The organism is Pseudomonas sp. S2_F07 (assembly GCF_054668325.1).
In genome coordinates this window covers 3,061,090-3,081,059 of record NZ_CP162758.1, presented here as the reverse complement: position 1 = coordinate 3,081,059, position 19,970 = coordinate 3,061,090, and the positions used below count along the sequence as shown (strand labels likewise).

Below are 19,970 nucleotides of genomic sequence, written 5' to 3'. Positions count from 1 at the left end.
TTTTGCCCATGTCGCGTCCATCTCGTCCACCTTCCCGCCGCCCTGGCGCGAAACCCTCTCCTTCAGCCCCGCGCCGTGTCGCCAAGGCACCACCGGCCGAGCCGAAGCTGATCCTGTTTAACAAACCTTTCGATGTGCTGACGCAATTCAGCGACGGCGAAGGGCGCGCGACCCTCAAGGATTACATTGATGTACCGGGAATCTATCCGGCCGGACGGCTGGACCGCGACAGCGAAGGCTTGTTGCTGCTGACCAACGACGGCCAGCTTCAGGCGCGGATCGCCGACCCGAAACACAAGCTGGCCAAGACCTATTGGGTACAGGTCGAGGGCGAGCCGAGCGCCGAGCAGTTGCAGCGCTTGCGTGACGGCGTCGAATTGAATGATGGCATGACCTTGCCCGCCGAGGCGCGGCAACTGGACGAGCCCGAGCTGTGGCCGCGCAATCCGCCGGTGCGTTTTCGTAAAAGCGTGCCGACCAGCTGGCTGGAGTTGGTGATTCGCGAAGGGCGCAACCGACAGGTGCGGCGCATGACCGCTGCGGTCGGGTTGCCGACCTTGCGTCTGGTGCGGGTCAGGATCGGCGACTGGACGATCGAGGGGCTCGATCAGGGCCAGTGGAAGGAAGTGCCGGCGCGCTTATAACGTGCCGGATTCGATCAGGCCGATCACCACGCTCTTGATCACGAACGCCGCCACGCCCAGGCCCAGCACGAAGAACAAAATGAACGAGCCGAAGCGCCCGGCCTTGGACTTCTTCGCCAGATCCCAGACGATGAAACCCATGAAAATGATCAGGATGCTGACCAGTCCGGTCATCATCCATTCTTCGAATACGGCAGGATCCATCGAATATCTCCAGCGCGGGCGTGGCTAAAAGGGCGCGGGGAGTATACGCCTGCGCGGGTTCGCGCTGTATTGACCTGCGTCGGTGTGTCGCAGTCATTCGTCGCCCGGTCTGACAACCGACCTGCTCTTGTAGGAGCTGCCGAAGGCTGCGATCTTTTGATTTTGCTGCTAAGAAAAGATCAAAGGATCGCAGCCTCGTTTCACTCGACAGCTCCTACAGGCGCCTACAGAAGTGCTACTCAGCTACGCAGATGAGTCAAAGGCAGTTCGGTGCTGTTCAAAACCTGATTCAGCACAAAACTCGATCGCACGCTGGTCACGCCTTCAATCCGTGTCAGATGCCCCAGCAACAATTTCTGGTAGTGATCCATGTCCGGCACCACGACCTTGAGTTGATAGTCGGCATCCATCCCGGTCACCAGGCTGCATTCGAGCACTTGGGGCAGGGTGCGGATGGCCGCTTCGAAATTCTCGAAACGCTCCGGCGTGTGACGGTCCATGCCGATCAGCACGTAAGCGGTCAGGCTCAGGCCGAGCATCTTGCGGTCGAGCAGGGCGACCTGGCGGGAAATGTAGCCGTCGTCTTCCAGTTGCTTGACCCGCCGCGAGCACGGCGAAGGCGACAGGCCGATGCGCTCGGCCAGCTCCTGGTTGGAGATGCGTGCGTCGCGCTGCAATTCCGCCAGAATACTCAGGTCGTAACGGTCGAGCTTGCTCATCAAACGGTCCTTTGTCGTAACTATTGCGGAGGATTATGTATCCGGGGTTAAAAATTGCGCAAGTGATGTTTAATTCAGCAATCTTCGCAATCCTCTGCCGGCGCTCCCGGCCTATTCTTATCACCAGAATCACTGCTCGGACAAACAGTCCAGTGCGGCTCGCCGAATCAGGCCCGCCGCGGTCGCCACCCCCACCGGGGATGTGCCGGCCCCCGAGCTACACACTGTCCAGAAGACGGCGTGAGGTGAGCCGACGCCACAAGTGTCGAGCCAGGACGAAGTTCTCTAAGGGGAGGCCGACGGGTCTCCCCTTTTTCTTGCGTGGAATTTGCTGCCGTGAATTAAAGAGCAGGCCTCAATAAATAAGTTGCGTGACTGATAACCTGTCGCAGAACCGGCCACTGCTTTCCCAGTCTTATGTACAGGCCCTTACCCGCAATGAGGAACAGCATGAAATCGCGCATCTGGCGTTTGGCCGGTGTTGGTTTGTTGTGTGTCAGTGTCTCTGCGCAAACGATGGCTGATGAGCAGCAAAATCGTGGCCATGATGGCGGGCAGCACGGCCAGGGTGGGCATCAGGGCGATAACCAGGGCCATGGTGGCGGCAACCAGCCACATCCGCAAAACGGCCAGCAGCAGAATCTGCCCCGTGCGCAGAACAACGACAATCGCCAGTACGAGCACAGCGGCCAGGATCAACGTCAGGACAATGACCAGAGGCAGAGCCGCCCAGCACCGGACTACAACAGCCGGGTGCGCTCGCCGCCGCCTCCGCCGCAGATGCCGGCCACTGACATGCCGATCCAGCCACGCCCCGACACCGTGGGCCAGACCCGGGAGCCGCCGCACGGTTACGACCAGAATCAACCGCGTCGCAACGATTACAACAAGCACTGGAATGGCTACATAGGCGCGCCGTCCAATGACACGCATTGGGAGGGGCGTCCGAGTGGGCGCGGCAACGGCTGGGGGCCTGGTCCCAAGTATCGTCCCGGCCATGTGATCGACCGCTTCCCCGAGCGCGACTACCGCGTGCCTTACCGTGGCATGGATTACTACTATTCCGGTGGCTACTGGTATCGTCCGCTGGGCCCGCGTTACGTGGTGGTGGAACCACCGCGGGGGATTCGTGTCAGGTACCTGCCCGATTACGCCCAGCAGGTGTGGATCGGCGGGGCGCTGCTGTTCCTGGCGGCAGGTTCCTATTACGCCTATCAGCAAAGCACTCAGGACTACGTCGTGGTCGAACCGCCGGTTGGCCAATCGCAACCTCCAGCCGGCAACAGTGGTTATGACGTGGAGGCCTATCCAGCCAACGGTCAGTCGCCGGAACAGGTCAGCCGGGATGGTTACGAGTGTTATCAATATGCGGTGCAGCAGAGTGGTTTCGATCCACGAACCGCCACCTACCGGCCAGACCCGTCGGTGGTGCAAGCCTACCGACAGGCCCAGGGTGACTGCCTGAGCAGTCGCGGTTATCAGGTGACTTACTGATCCCGGGCAGCTTTTACCACTTCCTGCGGGTCGGCGTGCACCAGCACTTCGGCCCGCGGGTAGACGGTGTGAATCGCCGCGGCAGCCTGATCGCTGATGCCGTGGGCCACTGACAGCGTCAGTTCCCCCGGCAGCTCCAGATGCAACTGCACGAACCACTGGTTGCCGGAGATCCGTGTGCGCAGGTCATGGGCCCCCAACACGCCGGGCACGCTGCACGCCAGTTCCAGCATGTGCTGGCTGACCTCCGGCGGCAGTTCTTCATCCATCAACACCGCAAAGCTTTCCCGGGCGATCTGCACTGCGCTCCAGAGAATGTAGGCAGCGATGCCCAGACCGAACCAGGGGTCGACCTGGTGCAGTCCAAACCCGGCGAACACCAGTGCGATCAGAATGCTGCCGTTGAGCAACAGGTCCGAACGGTAGTGCAGCGAGTCGGCCCGCACGGCGTTGGAGCCCGTGGCCTTGATCACCCGATGTTGCAGCGACAGCAAGGCTAAGGTCAGGACGAGGGAGAAGACAATCACGCCGATACTGATCCACGGCGCGCCGACCGGTTCGGGATGTTTGAGTCGATCATAGGCCTGCAACGCGATCAGTACCGCACTGCCGCCAATGAACAGCGCCTGGGCCATGCCCGCCAATGACTCGGCCTTGCCGTGTCCGTAGCGATGATCGTTGTCGGCGGGGCGCAGGGCGTAATGCACCGCCAGCAGGTTGAGCAATGACGTGACACCGTCGAGTGTCGAGTCGGTGAGCCCGGCGAGCATGCTCACTGAGCCGCTCAGCCACCAGGCGATGGCTTTGGCGACGATCAGGATGCACGCCACCGCCACCGAGGCACGGGTCGCCAGCCGCAGCAGGCGGGCGTGTTCGGAGCTGGAGGTCATAGGGGCCATCGTTCCTTGAAGAGTCCTTTCGTGCGTAGGGATTACGCGGCGGGTTGCAGGCCGAACATCGCCAGTTGTTGAGAGCTGCCTTTACTCTGGATCAGGCGTGGATCGTCCAGCGGGAAGCTGCGGCCCAGTTCGCTTTCCAGAATAGTCTGCAACTTGCGATTATCGACCTTGCCGTCGGGACCGATAGCGTCCTTGAGTTTTTGCGGGTCGACCTGGGCGGTCTTGCCTGGCTCGAAGTAAATCGCGCCGGTGGCGAAGTCCACGGCAAACGCAATCAGGCCGGGGATGATGTAGAACAACAGGCCCACGGCGTCGAGCGCGGCGATGGCCGGGTCGATCTTGCCTTCGATCTGGCCACGTCGATCCGGGTAGAAGATCGACCCGCAGGCGGTCACTTGAGTCAGCAAGGTTGCGACCAGAACACCGCCAATCAGGCGAAAGGGAGCACGCATATGAAATCTCCTGAGTAGAACGCCAAGAACGTTACTGGTTAGAGCCCAGACTACGCCAAACAGTTCGCCGTTATACTCGCCGCTCTGTTTTGGAGCCAGCATGATTTCTTTGCCGATCGATGAAGTTTTACCCGCCCTGCGTGAAGCCCTCGCTACACGCCACGAAGCCGTGCTCGAAGCGCCGCCCGGCGCCGGTAAAACCACCCGCGTGCCTTTGGCCTTGCTCAACGAGTCGTGGCTGGCCGGTCAGACCATCCTGATGCTCGAACCCCGCCGGTTGGCCGCGCGCGCAGCGGCTGAACGGCTGGCCAGTGAGCTGGGGGAGAAGGTCGGCGAAACCGTGGGTTATCGCATTCGGCTCGACAGCAAGGTCGGCCCCAACACCCGTATCGAAGTGGTCACCGAAGGCATCCTCACCCGGCGTTTGCAGGATGACCCGGCGCTCGAAGGCGTGGGTCTGCTGATCTTCGATGAATTTCACGAACGCAGTCTCGACGCTGATCTGGCGCTGGCCCTGAGCCTCAATGGCCGCGAACTGTTCCGTGACGATCAGCCGCTGAAAATCCTCTTGATGTCTGCCACGCTCGAAGGCGAACGCTTGGCCGGGTTGCTCGACGACGCGCCGATCCTGCGCAGCGAAGGGCGCATGTACCCGGTGGCGATGCGCTGGGGGCGGCCATTCCAGGCCGGTGAATTCATCGAGCCGCGTCTGGTGCAGACCATCCTCGAAGCCTTGGACGACGAGACCGGCAGTGTGCTGGTGTTCCTGCCGGGGCAAGCAGAAATCCGCCGCGTGCATCAGCAACTGGCCGATGCCTTGGGCGAAAACACTCAGGTCCTACTGTGCCCGTTGCACGGTGAACTGGACCTCGCGGCGCAACGGGCAGCCATCGATCCGGCACCGGCGGGCAAGCGCAAAGTGGTGCTGGCCACCAACATCGCCGAGACCAGTTTGACCATCAATGGCGTGAGGGTCGTGATCGATGCCGGGCTGGCGCGGGTGCCGCGTTTCGACCCCGGCAGCGGCATGACCCGTCTCGACACCCAGCGCATTTCCAAGGCCAGCGCCACCCAGCGCGCTGGCCGGGCCGGGCGACTGGAACCGGGCGTGTGTTATCGCTTGTGGTCCCAGGACCAGCACGAGCAACTGGCGGCCTATGGCAGTGCGGAAATACTCTCGGCGGACCTCGCCGGGCTGGCCTTGCAGCTTGGTCGTTGGGGCGTGACGCCCGGGCAACTGGTGTGGCTCGACGTGCCGCCGGCCGCCGCTTATGCACAGGCTCAGGACCTGCTCGAACGCCTGGGGGCGCTGGAAGGAGAAGCGCTGACCCGCCATGGTCAGGCCATGGCCGAACTGCCGGCGCATCCGCGCATCGCGCATTTACTGTTGCGTGGCCAGGCGCTGGGGCTGGCGGACATGGCCTGCGACGTCGCGGCACTGCTCGGCGAGCGCGATATCTTGCGCGGTGCCGGGGCGGACTTGCACAGCCGACTGGTATTGCTGTCTGGCGAAGAACGCGCTGCACGCGGTGCCCAGGGGGCGTGCAGCGCGCACGGCAACTGGCGCGGCAATATCGTGGTTACCTGCGCGGCAAAGCCTCGGAGCCGGTCAGCGATCCCGACCATCCACGCTGGCTCGGCGCCTTGCTGGCGCTGGCCTATCCCGACCGGGTCGCCCAACAACGGCGTGCCGGTGGCGCGGAATACCGTTTGGCCAACGGTCGTGCGGCACTGTTCGCCGAAGCCGACAGCCTGATGAAGCAAGCGTGGCTGGTGATCGCCGATCTGGGCAGTCGCCAGGGCCAGCGTGAGGAGCGGATTTACCTGGCGACGGACTTCGATCCGGCGCTCTTCGATTCAGTGCTGGCCGAGCAGGTGCGCTGCGTCGATCAACTGGATTGGGATGAGCGCGAGGGCGTGCTGCGGGCCGAGCGTCAGCGCAAGGTTGGCGAACTGATCCTCAGCCGCGAGCCACTGACCGGCCTCGACGAAACCGCCCGTAGCCAGGCGCTGGTGAACCTGGTGCGGCGCAAAGGCCTGGAGCTGTTGCCGTGGACCCCGGAACTGCGTCAGTGGCAGGCGCGGGTCGCCTTGTTGCGGCAACTGGACCTCGCCGCCAAGGGCGAGAGCGAGTGGCCGGATGTCAGCGACGCGGCATTGCTCAAGAATCTGGAACACTGGCTGATGCCGTATCTGGGCAAGGTTTCTCGGCTCAGTCACTTCGCCAACCTGGACTTGTCGAGCATCGTCCACAACCTGCTGCCGTGGCCGCTGCCGCAACGGCTGGACGAGCTGGCACCGCATCATTTGAGCGTGCCCTCGGGGTCGTCGATTCGTCTGGACTACAGCGAACAGCCGCCGATTCTGGCGGTGCGATTGCAGGAGTTATTCGGTCTGGCCGAAACCCCGCGCATCGCCGGCGGCCGGCAAGTGGTCAAGCTGCATCTGTTGTCCCCGGCAAGGCGACCGGTGCAGGTGACTCAGGACCTGGCCAACTTCTGGCGCAGCACCTATGCCGAGGTGAAGAAGGATTTGAAGGGGCGTTATCCCAAGCATTACTGGCCGGATGATCCGCTGGTGGCGGAGGCGACTGCACGGATAAAACCGCGCAAGTAATCGCAGCTCCTACACGGACGGCCTTGAGCTTTCGGATTTGGCGGTCAGTTGTTCGCGGCAGTAGTCGGCGAACAACTGCGCCGGCTTGGTCAGTTGCCCACGCTTGAGCCATGCGGCCACCAGCCCGGATCCGGTGACGTTTTCGGCGATGTCCACGCACACTACTTTCTGTCCGTCGTAGGTGCACTCCGAATGCGGCTTGGTCACCAGGATCGAGAACCCGAATCCCTGGCCAACCATGCCCCGCACCATCTCGATCGATGGCGAGCTGAAGGCGATGCGTGGGGTCAGGCCCAGCTCCTCGAACAGGCTGACGAAGTAGGTGCGGCTCGGCTGCACGTCCAGAAGAATCATAGGCTCCAGGCACAAATCCCGTAGCGACACCTGCGCCTGCTGGGCAAAGCGGTGATCCGCCGGCAGCAGCGCGTAAGGTCGTTGCGCCGGCATCAGCGGTTCGGTTTCGATGGTGCCGTCCAGATCGTGCTCGTAAAGGATCGCCAGATCGAAAGCGCCGGAGGTCAGGCCCTGCACCAGCTCTTGTTGCTCGCCATCGCGGATGCGGATTTCTACCCCCGGGTACAACGCCGAAAATCCTGCGATCAATTGCGGCAGGTACAGCGGCGCGACGGTTTCGAAACAGCCGATATCAATCTGTCCGGAGACCACGTCGTTGTCGGCCAGGGCGTTCTGCTCGAACTCCTTGGCCATGCGCAGCAGTTCCTGTGCCTTGCGGTAGAAGCGTGCACCGCTGGGGGTCAATGACACGCCCTGTGCATGATGGCGGATCAGCAGTTGCACGCCGAAACTGTCTTCCAGCCCTTTGATGGCCGTGGAGATCGAAGGCTGGGCGATGTACAGCTTGCGCGAGGCCTCGGCGACGCTGCCGCACTCGACGGTGGTGATGAAGTATTTCAGTTGACGCAGATTGTAGGCAGCCACAGCAAACCTCGGGGGAGAACGGATCAGGCATCCTGGCAATTTGCGCGCCACCCTATCCGCTCGGGTAGCGATTTGTTGTGTTTGAACAATAACCACATGCTGCGCCAGAAGGGAGATTGGCTACGTAGTTTTTTCTTGGCCTGCGAACACATTTTTACTGGTTTTCCACCGCTCGGGCCTGAGCGACTATCCAATACACAAGAATGTCCTCTGGAGCATCTGAACGTGTTCGAGCTTGAGTATTGGCAACGCAAGGCCGCTTCCCTGCGGTTTCCCGACCAGGCCGTGATCGGCGGCCAGCGCCGCGCGGCGCAGTCGGGGCAGACCTTCGCCGCGATCAACCCCGCCACCGGGCAATGCCTGGCCAACGTTGCCGCCTGTGGTGAAGAAGATGTGAACGCGGCGGTGCACAATGCGCGGCAGGTCTTCGAGGCTGGCACCTGGGCTGCGCGCTCGCCGACCGAACGCAAGCAAGTACTGTTGCGCCTGGCCGACTTGATCCTGGAAAACCGTGAAGAATTGGCGCTGCTCGATTCGCTGAACATGGGCAAGCCCGTCACCGATGCCTACAACATCGACGTGCCGGGTGCCGCAGGCGTGTTCCGCTGGTACGCCGAAAGCCTCGACAAACTCTACGACCAGATCGCCCCCAGCGCGCAGAACGTGCTGGCAACCATTACTCGCGAAGCCCTCGGCGTGGTGGCTGCCGTGGTGCCGTGGAATTTCCCTCTGGACATGGCGGCGTGGAAACTCGCCCCGGCCCTGGCCGCCGGTAACTCGGTAATCCTCAAACCGGCCGAGCAGTCGCCGTTTTCCGCCCTGCGCCTGGCTGAGCTGGCGCTGGAGGCGGGGATTCCGGCAGGCGTCCTCAACGTACTGCCGGGCCTCGGCGAGCAGGCCGGCAAAGCCCTCGGCCTGCACCCGGACGTCGATTGCCTGGTGTTCACCGGCTCCACCGAAGTCGGCAAATATTTCATGCAGTACTCGGCCCAGTCGAACCTCAAGCAGGTGTGGCTGGAGTGCGGCGGCAAGAGTGCGAACCTGGTGTTTGCCGATTGTCAGGACCTGGATCTGGCCGCGGAAAAAGCCGCGTTCGGCATCTTCTTCAATCAGGGCGAAGTCTGCTCGGCCAACTCGCGGTTGCTGGTGCAGCGCTCGATTCATGACGAGTTCGTCGAGTGCCTCAAGGCCCAGGCTGAACGCTGGTTGCCGGGCGATCCTCTGGACCCGTCGAGCGCCGCCGGGGCCATCGTCGACAGCCGGCAGACCGCGCGGATCATGAAGTTCATCCAGCAGGCCGAACAGCAAGGCGCGACTAAGGTTTGTGGCGGTCGGCAGTCGATCTTCAACGGCTCGGACAACTTCATCCAGCCGACGATTTTCACCGGTGTGACCCCGGACATGCCGCTGTTTCGCGATGAAGTGTTCGGCCCGGTGCTGGCGATTACGGCATTCGACGATGAGGCCCACGCCTTGCAACTGGCCAACGACAGCGTCTACGGTCTGGCGGCTTCGCTGTGGACCGACGACCTCAACCGCGCCCACCGTGTGGCGCGACAATTGCGGGCCGGTACGGTGTCGGTCAACAGCGTCGATGCGCTGGACGTGACCGTGCCTTTTGGCGGCGGCAAGCAGTCGGGTTTCGGCCGCGACCTGTCCCTGCATTCATTCGATAAATACACCCAGTTGAAGACCACCTGGTTTCAATTGCGCTGATAACAAAACGGAGAACTGGCGATGACCACACCACGTGACACCCGCGACTACCAGGCCGCCGACGCTGCGCACCACATCCATGCATTCGTCGATCAAAAAGCCCTCAACGACGAGGGGCCACGGGTGATGGTCCGTGGCGAACGCCTGCACCTGTGGGACAACGATGGCCGGCGTTACCTCGACGGCATGTCCGGGCTGTGGTGCACCAACCTCGGTTACGGGCGCAAGGACCTGGCCTTTGCTGCGAGCCAGCAGCTGGAGCAACTGCCGTACTACAACATGTTTTTCCACACCACCCACCCGCAGGTGATCGAGCTGTCCGAGCTGCTGTTCAGCCTGCTGCCGGCTCACTACAGCCACGCGATCTACACCAACTCCGGCTCCGAGGCCAACGAGGTGTTGATCCGCACGGTGCGTCGTTACTGGCAGGTGCTCGGCAAGCCCGAGAAGAAAATCATGATCGGCCGCTGGAACGGTTACCACGGTTCGACCCTGGCCGCGACGGCGCTGGGCGGCATGAAATTCATGCACGAAATGGGCGGCATGATTCCGGACATCGAGCACATCGACGAGCCGTACTTCTTCGCCCACGAAGGCAACCTGACACCGGCGGAATTCGGTCTGCGCGCGGCCCAGCAACTGGAAGCGAAGATCCTCGAACTGGGTGCGGACAAGGTCGCGGGCTTTATCGCCGAACCGTTCCAGGGCGCCGGCGGCATGATCTTCCCGCCAGAAAGCTACTGGCCGGAAATCCAGCGCATCTGCCGCAAGTACGACGTGCTGCTGTGCGCCGATGAAGTGATCGGCGGCTTCGGTCGCACCGGCGAATGGTTCGCCCACGAGTACTTCGGTTTCGAGCCGGACACCCTGTCCATCGCCAAGGGCCTGACCTCGGGCTACATCCCCATGGGCGGTTTGATCCTGTCGAAGAAAATGGCTTCGGTGCTGGTGGAGCAGGGCGGTGTGTTCGCCCACGGCCTGACCTATTCCGGGCACCCGGTGGCGGCGGCGGTGGCGATTGCCAACCTCAAGGCATTGCGTGACGAAGGCGTGGTGACGCGGGTCAAGGACGACATCGGCCCGTACCTGCAACAGTGCCTGCGGGAAGTGTTCGGCAAGCACCCGTTGGTGGGTGACATCCAGGGCACCGGCATGGTCGCGGCGTTGCAACTGGCCGAAGACAAATCCACTCGCAAGCGTTTTGCCAACGAGAACGATATTGCCTGGCGTTGCCGCACGATCGGTTTCGAGGAGGGGGTGATCATTCGCTCGACCTTGGGCCGGATGATCATGGCGCCGGCGTTGATTGCCAGTCGTGAGGAGATTGATGAGCTGATCGCCAAGACCTTGAAAGCTGTGGATCGTACGGCGCAGGAATACGGCCGGCTCTGATCTTGCTGGAAGGTCCTGCGGACCTTATCGCGAGCAGGCTCGCTCCTACATTGGATTTGTGTCGATCATCGGAAACGAGGGCGACATAGACCCCTGTAGGAGCGAGCCTGCTCGCGATTGCGACAGACATAAAAGATCGCAGCCTTTGGCAGCTCCTACAGGGGATCGCATTCCAATGTAGGAGCTGCCGAAGGCTGCGATCTTTTGCTGTTCTCAAGCTTTGCACCCACCTCGGGCATCCCCGCCCACAGCGCCCTTTCGCGGTGCGAGCTAACCAGTTTTTTCATCACTCGCATCCACATATTTCCTCGTTTTCCTAAGCCCTCCCATGGGCCAACATCGATCTCGCCAGCCCGCCGAATGCTGCCCGCCGAAGGGTCCATCCAGAGACCACAGGTCGCAGCCGATTCAGGGCTCGCCGTACTGCCCATGACAAAACTAAATCAACAGCTTTGGGAGTGCTCCATGACCAAGTCCTTGCTCACCCGCTTCACTTATCCGCTGGCGGTCACCGCCATCGCCGCGACGGTTGCCACCAGCGTCCAGGCCGGCACTCTGTCCATCGGTCATACCACCTGGGTCGGCTACGGCACCCTGTACCTGGCCCAGGACCTTGGCTACTTCAAGGAAAACGGTTTGACCGTCGAATTGCCGGTGGTCGAGGAAGCGGCGATGTACATGGCCGCACAAGCATCCGGTGAGTTGTCCGGCTCGGCGTCGACCATCGACGAGGTGCTCAAGTACCGTCCGCAATTCTGCTTCAAGGCCGTGGCCGCGCTGGACGACAGCCATGGTGGCGACGGCGTGCTGGTAGGCAAGGACATCAAGAGCCTGCAGGAACTCAAGGGCAAGGCCGTTGCGGTCAACGAAGGTTCGACCTCGCAGTTCTGGCTGTCCTATCTGCTGAAAAAACACGGCATGAGCATGAGCGACATCACCGTGCAGAACATGACGGCCGACGACGCCGCCACCGCGTTCATCGCCGGTCGCGTACCCGCCGCCGTGACCTGGGAGCCGCACCTGTCGATGGTTCGCGACAAGCAGCAGGGCAAGGTGCTGATCGACAGCAGCAGCACACCGGGGGTGATCGTCGATGTGGTCGCACTGAATTGCAGCGTGATCGAAAAACAGCCGGAAGACGTCAAGGCCCTGGTGGCCGGTTTGTACAAAGCCGTGCAGTACACCAAGGATCATCCGCAGGAAGCCTACAAAATCATGGCCAAGGGTGTCGGCGGTTACCTGGCCGATCCGAAGGAGCTGGAAGCCGCAGCGCAAGGCGTGCGTTTCTACGATCAGGCCATGAGCGAAAAACTGCTGGGCTCGCCGGGCAAGCCGGGTGACAGCGCACCGCTGATCAAACTGGCCAACGAGACCGCCAGCGAGCTGCAGGGCAAGCCCTACAACGTCAGCAATGACGACCTGATCGACAACCGTTTCGTCACCCCGCTCTAGGAGGCTGCATGTTCAAGCGCAATTCATGGCTGAGCCGTTGCATTACGCCCAAGACCGGTTTGCCGGTCTCGGTGATCTGGAGCGCGAGCGGCCTGGCCTGGGTGCTGCTGGTCGGTCTTTGGGCCGGCTTGTCCTACGGTGGCGTGGTGCCGGGCATGTTCCTGCCGACGCCGGGCGCGGTGGTCGAGGCCGCCGTGCGGTTAGGCCGCGACGGCACCCTTGGCCAACATGTGTGGGCCAGCGTTGAAGTGGTGATGGTCGGTTTCATCGTGTCGTCCCTGGTGGCGGTGCCGCTGGGACTGTTGATGGGCAGCTTCCGCATCGTCCAGGCCTTTCTTGAGCCACTGGTGAACTTCATTCGCTATCTGCCGGTGACCTCCTTCGTGCCGCTGTTCATCCTGTGGATCGGCATCGGTCTGGAGCAGCGGGTGTCGGTGATCATCTTCGGCGTGTTCTTCCAGCAACTGGTGATGATCGCGGACGTGTCCAAAGGCATCTCCAAGGACCTGATCAACGCCTCCTACACCCTCGGTTCCAATCGCCGCGATGCAGTGCTGCATGTGATCGCTCCGGCTTCCCTGCCAGGTGTGCTCGACACCTTGCGCGTGACCATGGGCTGGGCCTGGACTTACCTGGTAGTGGCTGAACTGGTCGCCGCTTCCAGTGGCCTGGGTTACCTGAGCCTCAAGGCCATGCGTGGCTTCCAGGTGGATGTGATTTTCCTCGCCATCGCGATCATCGGCCTGCTGGGCCTGGTCACCGATCAACTGTTCCGTTTCCTACGCCTGAGGATCACCGCATGGGCTCAGTAACCGCCGCCACTCATCGTTTTACCGCGCCTCATGCTGCCCCAGTGAACGCGCCTCGGCTGAAGGTGGACAAGGTCAGCCTGAGTTACAAGAAACCCGATGGCGGTACCTTTACCGCCTTGGAGGAAGTGTCGTTCGAGGTGCCGGACCAGCAATTTGCGGTACTGGTCGGACCTTCGGGTTGCGGTAAGTCGAGCCTGCTGTACCTCACCGCCGGCCTGGCCGAACCGACCTCGGGCGAGATCTACGTCGGCGGCCAACAGGTGGAAGGCCCCGGTGCGGACCGTGGCATGGTGTTCCAGAGCTACACGCTGTTCCCGTGGCTGACGGTGCGGCAGAACGTCGAGTTCGGCCTCAAGCGCCGCGGCATGCCGGCGGCGCAACGCAAGGACATCGTCGACTACTACGTCAATGAAGTGGGCTTGAGCGGCTTTGCCGACAACTACGCCAAGCAGTTGTCCGGCGGCATGATGCAGCGCGTCGCCATTGCCCGCGCGCTGGCCAATGATCCGCAGATCCTGCTGATGGACGAACCCTTCGGCGCCCTCGACAGCCAGACGCGCCTGCAAATGCAGCAGTTATTGCTGCGGGTGTGGGGCAACAGCAAAAAGACCGTGTTGTTCGTGACCCACGACATCGACGAGGCGATTCTGCTGGGTGACCGGGTGTATGTGATGGGCGCCAGGCCAGGGCGGATCAAGCAGACTCTGGATGTGCCGATCGAACGTCCACGCAACCTCGATATGGTCATGGAGCGCTCGTTCATCGAGATGAAGCGCGAGATCTTCGGGCTGCTGCATGATGATCTGGAGGAGGTGCATTAAGTCGAGCATACACAGACCCTGTGGGAGCGGGCTTGCTCGCGAAAGCGGTGTATCAGACAACATTGATCTCGGATGTACTGGCCTCTTCGCGAGCAAGCCCGCTCCCACAGGTATTGTGTTGCCTCGGTATCAGGGCGCAACCGGCAACAAAAACCGCGCAATCACCGGCAGGTGATCGGAGATGCGCAACGTATCATCCTGCCGCACCATCGCCTCCACCCGTTTGATCCGCGGGCTGTAGAACAGGTAGTCGACGGTCCGGTCCGGGCCGTTCAGCCCGGGATCGTTCGGGTAATGGGTCAGCCAGCGTTCGCGGTCGATACCACTGGCTTCGTTGTTGCTCGGGATCATCGGGTACTTGTCCCACAGCAGGTGCAGCGGGCTGTCGGCGGAGTAGGGCGCGCGTTGTGCGTCGGACAGGCGTCGATACTGGCCCAGCGGCAACAGGTTGAAATCCCCACCGATCAGCCACGGCGTGCCACGGCTTTCGAGTTTATCGAGGGCCCCGGCCACGGCGTTCACCTGGTTTTGCAAGGTGTTGTCGGCTCGATTGGCGCGGTCCAAATGGGTATTGAGCACCGCTATTTGCCCGCCATCAATCAACGGCAAGTAGCTCACCAGCAAGGCGTCTTTGGGTTTGAATTGGCGGCTGAGCGGATTGCCCGAGGCGATGGGCAGTTGCAGGCGTTCGGCATGTTCGATCCGGTAACGGCTCAGGGTCGCCAGTTGCCGGCCGACACTGCCGAAGATGTGCGGGTTCGGTACGAAGTCGGCCTTCCAGTCGAACGCGCTGGCGCCACAGGGATACAAGTCGGCAAGCCGTTCCTGCAGCAGTTTGAACTGCTGCTGGTAATCGCTGGCCTTGGCGCCGTCGTCCAGTTCCTGCAACAGCACGATGTCCGGTTGTTCGTCGCGAATCACCCGCGCCACTTCGTCGAGGCTGAAGGCCATATCTTCCGCTGTGGGACGTTCGTCGGCACCGGCGGCCAGGTCATTCCAGAATACGTAGCGCTTGCCGGCCAGGTACTGGACGTTCCAGGTCATCACCTTCAACGCCTGCCCGGGGACCAGGGAAGGGGCCTGGGTACTGCAACTGACTGGCAACACTTCTTTGGCGTCGGGGCGCCAGGTCAGGCTGTAGATCATCGCGCTGATCAGGACGGTCATGATCAGCAGGCCCAGCAGGGTGTAGCGCAGTAGACGGGTCATGGCTCGGCTTAATAGCGTTACAGAGTTGTTCCCGAGCATACCCGAGAGCGATGGTCGCGCCCAAGGTCAGAGCGAGTTGTCATTTCTCTCAGGCAACGGGTTGATCAGCATGAACAACCGGAACAGCACCACGCTGGTAAACAGTTGCAGGAAGCTGTGGGCACTGTCGATCAATAGTGAGATCACCGGGTTCTGCGGTTCCGGGTACGCCGCCAGCGTCACGCCCTTGAGCAGCCACAACGGCCCCATCACACACAGAATGCACAGCAGGATGCGCAAGAAATGCCCTTGGGTCATGCGCAGGCTTTCCTTCATGGCCGCCAGCGGCGCCAGGCCGCGCAACACCAGCAGGTATTCGCCAAACGCCAGGGTCACCATCAAGTAGATACCGGGCAGGAAGTACAGCGACAGGCCCAGCAGAATCAGCACGGTATTGAGCGCCGTCAGCAGGGCGAAGCGCGGCCACAGGTAGGCGGACCTGGACAGCAGCTCGCGGTTGCTCGGCGATTCGCCTCGGCTGCGGGCGTCGAGAAACAGAATCAGCGCGGCGGTGTACAGCGGATACACCAGCAAGCCGACAATCACGCTGATGCCGGGGAAACTGTCCGGCTCGGTGGAATGGTCGACCACTTGTTGCAGCAGTGCCTCAAGCATCACCAGCGGCAGGCACAGTTGCACGATCTGGCCCAGATTGCGCTTGAAGAAATACAGGGAGTCACGCAGCACATCTAACGGATTCATCAGTTGGTATCGCAGGTTGGAAGCAGTGGCCCACTTTAACCGATCAAGCGCAGGGGGAAGCAAACGTAAACGTTCGGTAAAGGACATTGAAACATCTTGTTTCAGCCTCCATTAAGGTCGAGCACCTTATCCTCATTGGATAAAGGCAACGATTTCCCCGGCAATCTACGAGGTCGCCATGAACAGCGAAGAACAAACCCTGATCGATGGACTGTTTTCCCGGCTGCAACAGGCCGAAACGGACTCAGCCCCGCGCGACGCCCAGGCCGAGGCGCGGATCAAGGAACACCTGACGCGCCAGCCCGCGGCAGGTTATTTCATGACCCAGGCGATTCTGGTGCAAGAGGCGGCGATCAAGAGCCTCGATGAGCAGAACAAACAACTGACCCGGCAAGTCCAGCAATTGCAGGCCGAACTGCAACAGGCCAAGGCCCAGGCGACCCCGGCTCCTGCGCCGAGTGGCGGTGGCTTTTTGTCGAGCATCTTTGGCGGCAACTCCCGCGAGCCACAGCCCGCATCAACCCAGAACGCACCGCCGTCGAACGGTGGCTGGCGTGAGCCGGGACGCTCGTCGTTCGGTTCGCAGCCGCCACAGCAGAACATTCCACAACAGGGCTATGCACCCCAGCAACAGGCTCCGGCAGCGGCCGGCAGCAGTTTCCTCGGTGGCGCGCTGAAAACCGCCGCCGGCGTGGCGGGTGGAGTGATGCTGGCACAAGGCATCAGCAGCCTGTTCCATCACAATCAGCAACCGGAAGTCGTCGAAGTCATCAAGGAAGAGCCGGCCCAGGTCAACGACCAGGGCAACAATGGCTGGGGCGATGATCAGCGCATGGCCGGTAACGATTCCAGGAGCAACGATCAGGGCGGATTCAGCGACGCCGACTACAGCGATGACAGCTCATCGTTCTTCGGCGGCGACGACGATTCCTTCGTCTGACCTGTGGCGAGGGAGCTTGCTCCCTCGCCACATAGCTGATTATTCGCGGAACAATCCTTCGGGCTGGCATACTGGGCGACTTTTCGGGCCTGGTGCCTGATTCAGCCTCGAGGAAAGCCGGTGAAAAAAATCGCAGTGTTCGCCGATGTCCAGAACCTCTACTACACCGTGCGTCAGGCCTATGGTTGCCACTTCAATTACGCCGCACTGTGGGCTGACATCAGCAAACAGGGCGAGATCGTCGAAGCCTACGCCTACGCCATCGACCGTGGCGACAGCAAACAGCAGCAGTTCCAGCAGATCCTGCGCAACCTCGGTTTCACCGTGAAGCTCAAGCCGTACATCCAGCGCAGCGATGGTTCGGCCAAGGGCGACTGGGACGTGGGCATCACCCTCGACATCATGGATGCCGCCGACCATGTCGACGAAATCGTCCTGGCCTCCGGTGATGGCGATTTCGACATGCTGCTGGAACGCATCATCAGCAAACACGGGGTGCAAGCGGTGGCCTACGGCGTGCCGGGCCTGACCGCCAACTCGCTGATCCGCGCCGCCAGCCGCTACGTGCCGATCGAAGGCGCGTTGCTGCTCAAGAATTGATTTTTACGGAGTTGAAACAGGTTTGGAACGCATAGCAGTCATCGACTTTGAAACCACCGGGATCTCCCCGAGCAGCAGCTGCCGGGCTACGGAAATCGCCGTGGTGATCCTTGAACAGGGGCGCATCGTCGAGCGTTACCAAAGCCTGATGAACGCCGGCGTACGCGTCCCGGCCTTCATCGAACAACTCACCGGCATCAGCAACGCCATGCTGCGCACCGCGCCGTCGGCGGAGCAGGTGATGAATGAAGTGAATGAATTCGTCGGTACCACGCCATTGCTGGCGCACAACGCCGCGTTCGACCAGAAGTTCTGGGACTTCGAGCTCGGACGAATCAAACGCACGCGCTTGCAGAACTTTGCCTGCTCGCTGCTATTGGCCCGACGCCTGATGCCCGCCGCGCCGAACCACAAACTCGGCACCCTCACCACGTTCGCCAACTTGCCCCACACCGGCAAGGCCCACCGGGCGATGGCCGATGCCGAGATGGCGGCCAACCTGACGGCGCACCTGGCGGACGAACTGCGGCACAAGCATGGCTTGCGCGAGCTGTCCCATGATTTGCTGTGCAAGTTGCAGAAAGTGCCGGCGGCGAAAGTGGGCGAGCACCTAAAGCGTTATCGCTGATCCCGAAAACACCGCATAACCCCTGTAGGAGCTGCCGAGTGAAACGAGGCTGCGATCTCTTGATCTTGATCTTTAAAATCAAAGTCAAAAGATCGCAGCCTCGTTTCACTCGGCAGCTCCTACGGTCCCAAAGAAAGCTATTTGCCATTGCCTTCGATGTGCCCCAATGGCACCCGCTTCTCTATCGCACTCGACAACACGATCGACGTCTTGCTGAAGCCAAACGTGGCGATCCGGTTGATCAGTTCTTCCAGCTCCGGCATTGAGCCCACCGCCGCTTGCATGATCACGCACGGGTCGCCGGTCACCCGATGGCATTCGGTCAATTGCGGGATTTTGATCAGGTCGTCGTAGGCTTTCTGGTTACCGTGCTGGTTCAGGCGCAGTTCGATCACGCACTGGATCGGCAGGCCGAGCTTGGCCATGTCGACCTTCGCCTGATAACCGGTGATCACGCCGCTGGCTTCGAGCTTGGCCACGCGCTCGGCCACGGCCGGGGCAGACAGGTTGACCTTGCGCGCCAGGTCCGCGTAGGACGCGCGACCGTTTTCCAGCAGGGCGCTGAGCAGCATGCGGTCGTACTTATCCATCGGGGTGACTCCTGAAAATGGCCAGCTTTCGAAAATACGGTTTATAGCGCTGAACTCCGTGTTTTGAAAAGTGTACTGGCGCTTTAAACAGGTTTTGTAACTTATTTTCCGACGCTGGCCTTTCTAGAATAGCCGTTCACTTGTCCTTGCCTGTGAGCTGCCCCCATGTCCGGCCTTCGTCGCTTTCCCTTACCCTTGATCGCTGCCTTCTTCGCCTTGTATGTGATTTGGGGCTCGACTTACCTGGTGATCCGCATCGGCGTGGAGTATTGGCCGCCACTGCTGCTCGCCGGCATCCGTTTCGTCATCGCCGGGACCTTGATGTATGCCTTCCTGCGCTGGCGCGGGGCGCCGGCACCGACCTGGGCGCAGTGGAAAGCTGCCGGGATCATCGGGATCTTGTTGCTGGCGTGCGGCAACGGCGCGGTGAGCGTGGCCGAACACACCGGCGTTGCTTCCGGTGTCGCGGCACTGGCAGTGGCGACGGTGCCGCTGTTTACCTTGCTCTGCGGATATTTCTGGGGCGCACGTAATACCCGTCTCGAATGGGCCGGGATTGTGCTCGGGCTGATCGGCATCGGCATGCTCAACCTCGGTTCCAACCTGCAATCGAGCCCGCTGGGTGCGGCGTTGCTGATTTTTGCGGCGGCGACCTGGGCCTTTGGCTCGGTGTGGAGCAAACATTTGCCATTGCCTCAGGGCGCGATGGCCAGTGCTGTGGAAATGCTGGTGGGCGGTGTGGTGTTGCTGATTGCCAGCGCAGTCAGTGGTGAGCAGCTGGAAAAGGTGCCGCCGATCGAAGGCTGGGCCGCGTTGGCGTATCTGACCGTGTTCGGTTCGATCATCGCCTTCAACGCCTACATGTATCTGTTGAAGCATGTGCGTCCGGCGGCGGCCACCAGTTATGCCTACGTCAACCCGGCGGTGGCGGTGTTGCTGGGGATCGTGTTCGTTGGCGAGACCATCGGCATCGAAGAAGCCCTGGCGATGGCGGTGATCATCAGTGCCGTGGTGTTGATCGGCTTGCCACAATGGCGCCGCACGCCAGAACGGCCAGTGGTGGTGACGGCAGTACCGACAGAATCCCGTGTGAATTAGGGTA

19 protein-coding genes and 1 pseudogene are annotated in these 19,970 nt (G+C 61.6%); 12 read left to right on the top strand and 8 right to left on the bottom strand.

Features of this window, described 5'->3' with window-relative positions:
- Nucleotides 1-8 precede the first annotated feature (8 nt).
- Entirely contained in the window at nucleotides 9-644 is a 636-nt protein-coding gene (locus AB4O40_RS13865) for a pseudouridine synthase (protein WP_056728822.1), read from the top strand.
- Here the strand turns inward: AB4O40_RS13865 and AB4O40_RS13860 are convergent.
- Nucleotides 639-848 carry a DUF2788 domain-containing protein gene (locus AB4O40_RS13860; RefSeq protein WP_007937369.1) on the bottom strand — a complete coding sequence of 70 codons (210 nt, stop codon included), beginning with the start codon at nucleotides 846-848 and terminating at the stop codon, nucleotides 639-641. The two genes, AB4O40_RS13865 and AB4O40_RS13860, sit on opposite strands and share 6 nt — an antisense overlap.
- A gap of 239 nt (nucleotides 849-1,087) precedes the next feature.
- Nucleotides 1,088-1,567: an Lrp/AsnC family transcriptional regulator gene (locus tag AB4O40_RS13855; protein WP_007937367.1), complete on the bottom strand. Its 480-nt coding sequence runs from the start codon at nucleotides 1,565-1,567 to the stop codon at nucleotides 1,088-1,090.
- Between the two features lie 450 nt (nucleotides 1,568-2,017).
- On the opposite strand from AB4O40_RS13855, the gene AB4O40_RS13850 reads away from it, so the two are divergent.
- Entirely contained in the window at nucleotides 2,018-3,061 is a 1,044-nt protein-coding gene (locus AB4O40_RS13850) for a DUF6515 family protein (RefSeq protein WP_460054125.1), read from the top strand.
- On the opposite strand, the gene AB4O40_RS13845 is transcribed toward AB4O40_RS13850, so the two are convergent.
- Together AB4O40_RS13845 and AB4O40_RS13840 are read right to left on the bottom strand one after the other, a co-directional pair.
- The gene (locus AB4O40_RS13845) at nucleotides 3,055-3,951 is read right to left on the bottom strand and encodes a cation diffusion facilitator family transporter (protein WP_460054127.1); all 897 of its coding nucleotides are present in this window, start codon (nucleotides 3,949-3,951) and stop codon (nucleotides 3,055-3,057) included. The two genes, AB4O40_RS13850 and AB4O40_RS13845, sit on opposite strands and share 7 nt — an antisense overlap.
- 41 nt (nucleotides 3,952-3,992) lie before the next feature.
- A complete protein-coding gene (locus AB4O40_RS13840) occupies nucleotides 3,993-4,412 on the bottom strand; it encodes a hypothetical protein (protein ID WP_056728815.1) in 420 nt (139 codons plus the stop codon).
- Nucleotides 4,413-4,512: 100 nt separating this feature from the next.
- On the opposite strand from AB4O40_RS13840, the pseudogene hrpB reads away from it, so the two are divergent.
- Nucleotides 4,513-7,028, top strand: a pseudogene (gene hrpB / locus AB4O40_RS13835) (ATP-dependent helicase HrpB).
- Nucleotides 7,029-7,037: 9 nt separating this feature from the next.
- On the opposite strand, the gene AB4O40_RS13830 reads toward hrpB, so the two are convergent.
- Nucleotides 7,038-7,967: a LysR family transcriptional regulator gene (locus AB4O40_RS13830; RefSeq protein WP_460054132.1), complete on the bottom strand. Its 930-nt coding sequence runs from the start codon at nucleotides 7,965-7,967 to the stop codon at nucleotides 7,038-7,040.
- A gap of 225 nt (nucleotides 7,968-8,192) precedes the next feature.
- On the opposite strand from AB4O40_RS13830, the gene AB4O40_RS13825 reads away from it, so the two are divergent.
- From AB4O40_RS13825 to AB4O40_RS13805, 5 genes are all read left to right on the top strand, one after another.
- Nucleotides 8,193-9,683, top strand: a complete 1,491-nt coding sequence (locus tag AB4O40_RS13825) for an aldehyde dehydrogenase (RefSeq protein WP_460054136.1) — start codon at nucleotides 8,193-8,195, stop codon at nucleotides 9,681-9,683.
- A 21-nt stretch (nucleotides 9,684-9,704) separates the two neighbouring features.
- Nucleotides 9,705-11,075 (top strand): aspartate aminotransferase family protein, encoded by a 1,371-nt coding sequence (locus AB4O40_RS13820; RefSeq protein ID WP_056728808.1) that lies wholly within the window; start codon nucleotides 9,705-9,707, stop codon nucleotides 11,073-11,075.
- 465 nt (nucleotides 11,076-11,540) lie between these two features.
- Nucleotides 11,541-12,527, top strand: a complete 987-nt coding sequence (locus AB4O40_RS13815) for an ABC transporter substrate-binding protein (RefSeq protein ID WP_414918709.1) — start codon at nucleotides 11,541-11,543, stop codon at nucleotides 12,525-12,527.
- Nucleotides 12,528-12,535: 8 nt separating this feature from the next.
- The gene (locus AB4O40_RS13810; RefSeq protein WP_007990681.1) at nucleotides 12,536-13,339 is read left to right on the top strand and encodes an ABC transporter permease; all 804 of its coding nucleotides are present in this window, start codon (nucleotides 12,536-12,538) and stop codon (nucleotides 13,337-13,339) included.
- A complete protein-coding gene (locus AB4O40_RS13805; protein ID WP_056728802.1) occupies nucleotides 13,327-14,160 on the top strand; it encodes an ABC transporter ATP-binding protein in 834 nt (277 codons plus the stop codon). Before AB4O40_RS13810 ends, AB4O40_RS13805 begins: the two co-directional genes overlap by 13 nt.
- A 129-nt stretch (nucleotides 14,161-14,289) precedes the next feature.
- Here AB4O40_RS13805 and AB4O40_RS13800 read toward each other — a convergent pair whose 3' ends face one another.
- A complete protein-coding gene (locus AB4O40_RS13800) occupies nucleotides 14,290-15,369 on the bottom strand; it encodes an endonuclease/exonuclease/phosphatase family protein (protein ID WP_460054140.1) in 1,080 nt (359 codons plus the stop codon).
- A 66-nt stretch (nucleotides 15,370-15,435) separates the two neighbouring features.
- Nucleotides 15,436-16,110, bottom strand: a complete 675-nt coding sequence (locus AB4O40_RS13795; RefSeq protein WP_056728798.1) for a YciC family protein — start codon at nucleotides 16,108-16,110, stop codon at nucleotides 15,436-15,438.
- 178 nt (nucleotides 16,111-16,288) lie between these two features.
- On the opposite strand from AB4O40_RS13795, the gene AB4O40_RS13790 reads away from it, so the two are divergent.
- The 3 genes from AB4O40_RS13790 (at nucleotide 16,289) to AB4O40_RS13780 (ending at nucleotide 18,278) form a co-directional block, all read left to right on the top strand.
- Nucleotides 16,289-17,050, top strand: coding sequence for a DUF2076 domain-containing protein (locus AB4O40_RS13790; protein WP_460054142.1), 762 nt, complete (start codon nucleotides 16,289-16,291; stop codon nucleotides 17,048-17,050).
- A gap of 120 nt (nucleotides 17,051-17,170) precedes the next feature.
- The gene (locus tag AB4O40_RS13785) at nucleotides 17,171-17,650 is read left to right on the top strand and encodes a LabA-like NYN domain-containing protein (protein ID WP_007990686.1); all 480 of its coding nucleotides are present in this window, start codon (nucleotides 17,171-17,173) and stop codon (nucleotides 17,648-17,650) included.
- 22 nt (nucleotides 17,651-17,672) lie between these two features.
- Complete coding sequence (locus tag AB4O40_RS13780) at nucleotides 17,673-18,278, top strand: 3'-5' exonuclease (RefSeq protein WP_056728794.1); 606 nt, start codon at nucleotides 17,673-17,675, stop codon at nucleotides 18,276-18,278.
- A 137-nt stretch (nucleotides 18,279-18,415) separates the two neighbouring features.
- Here the strand turns inward: AB4O40_RS13780 and AB4O40_RS13775 are convergent, their stop codons facing one another.
- Entirely contained in the window at nucleotides 18,416-18,868 is a 453-nt protein-coding gene (locus tag AB4O40_RS13775; RefSeq protein WP_007990688.1) for an Lrp/AsnC family transcriptional regulator, read from the bottom strand.
- A gap of 165 nt (nucleotides 18,869-19,033) precedes the next feature.
- Here AB4O40_RS13775 and yedA point away from each other — a divergent pair, with 165 nt between their 5' ends.
- Entirely contained in the window at nucleotides 19,034-19,966 is a 933-nt protein-coding gene (gene yedA, locus AB4O40_RS13770) for a drug/metabolite exporter YedA (protein ID WP_223542006.1), read from the top strand.
- Nucleotides 19,967-19,970 lie beyond the last annotated feature (4 nt).

What these genes read in the sequence shown, in the direction of transcription:
- AB4O40_RS13865 (WP_056728822.1), top strand. Translation starts at nt 9, where the DNA reads ATGTCGCGTCCATCTCGTCCACCTTCCCGCCGCCCTGGCGCGAAACCC.
- AB4O40_RS13860 (WP_007937369.1), bottom strand. Translation starts at nt 848, where the DNA reads ATGGATCCTGCCGTATTCGAAGAATGGATGATGACCGGACTGGTCAGC.
- AB4O40_RS13855 (WP_007937367.1), bottom strand. Translation starts at nt 1,567, where the DNA reads ATGAGCAAGCTCGACCGTTACGACCTGAGTATTCTGGCGGAATTGCAG.
- AB4O40_RS13850 (WP_460054125.1), top strand. Translation starts at nt 2,018, where the DNA reads ATGAAATCGCGCATCTGGCGTTTGGCCGGTGTTGGTTTGTTGTGTGTC.
- AB4O40_RS13845 (WP_460054127.1), bottom strand. Translation starts at nt 3,951, where the DNA reads ATGACCTCCAGCTCCGAACACGCCCGCCTGCTGCGGCTGGCGACCCGT.
- AB4O40_RS13840 (WP_056728815.1), bottom strand. Translation starts at nt 4,412, where the DNA reads ATGCGTGCTCCCTTTCGCCTGATTGGCGGTGTTCTGGTCGCAACCTTG.
- AB4O40_RS13820 (WP_056728808.1), top strand. Translation starts at nt 9,705, where the DNA reads ATGACCACACCACGTGACACCCGCGACTACCAGGCCGCCGACGCTGCG.
- AB4O40_RS13815 (WP_414918709.1), top strand. Translation starts at nt 11,541, where the DNA reads ATGACCAAGTCCTTGCTCACCCGCTTCACTTATCCGCTGGCGGTCACC.
- AB4O40_RS13810 (WP_007990681.1), top strand. Translation starts at nt 12,536, where the DNA reads ATGTTCAAGCGCAATTCATGGCTGAGCCGTTGCATTACGCCCAAGACC.
- AB4O40_RS13805 (WP_056728802.1), top strand. Translation starts at nt 13,327, where the DNA reads ATGGGCTCAGTAACCGCCGCCACTCATCGTTTTACCGCGCCTCATGCT.
- AB4O40_RS13800 (WP_460054140.1), bottom strand. Translation starts at nt 15,369, where the DNA reads ATGACCCGTCTACTGCGCTACACCCTGCTGGGCCTGCTGATCATGACC.
- AB4O40_RS13795 (WP_056728798.1), bottom strand. Translation starts at nt 16,110, where the DNA reads ATGAATCCGTTAGATGTGCTGCGTGACTCCCTGTATTTCTTCAAGCGC.
- AB4O40_RS13790 (WP_460054142.1), top strand. Translation starts at nt 16,289, where the DNA reads ATGAACAGCGAAGAACAAACCCTGATCGATGGACTGTTTTCCCGGCTG.
- AB4O40_RS13775 (WP_007990688.1), bottom strand. Translation starts at nt 18,868, where the DNA reads ATGGATAAGTACGACCGCATGCTGCTCAGCGCCCTGCTGGAAAACGGT.
- yedA (WP_223542006.1), top strand. Translation starts at nt 19,034, where the DNA reads ATGTCCGGCCTTCGTCGCTTTCCCTTACCCTTGATCGCTGCCTTCTTC.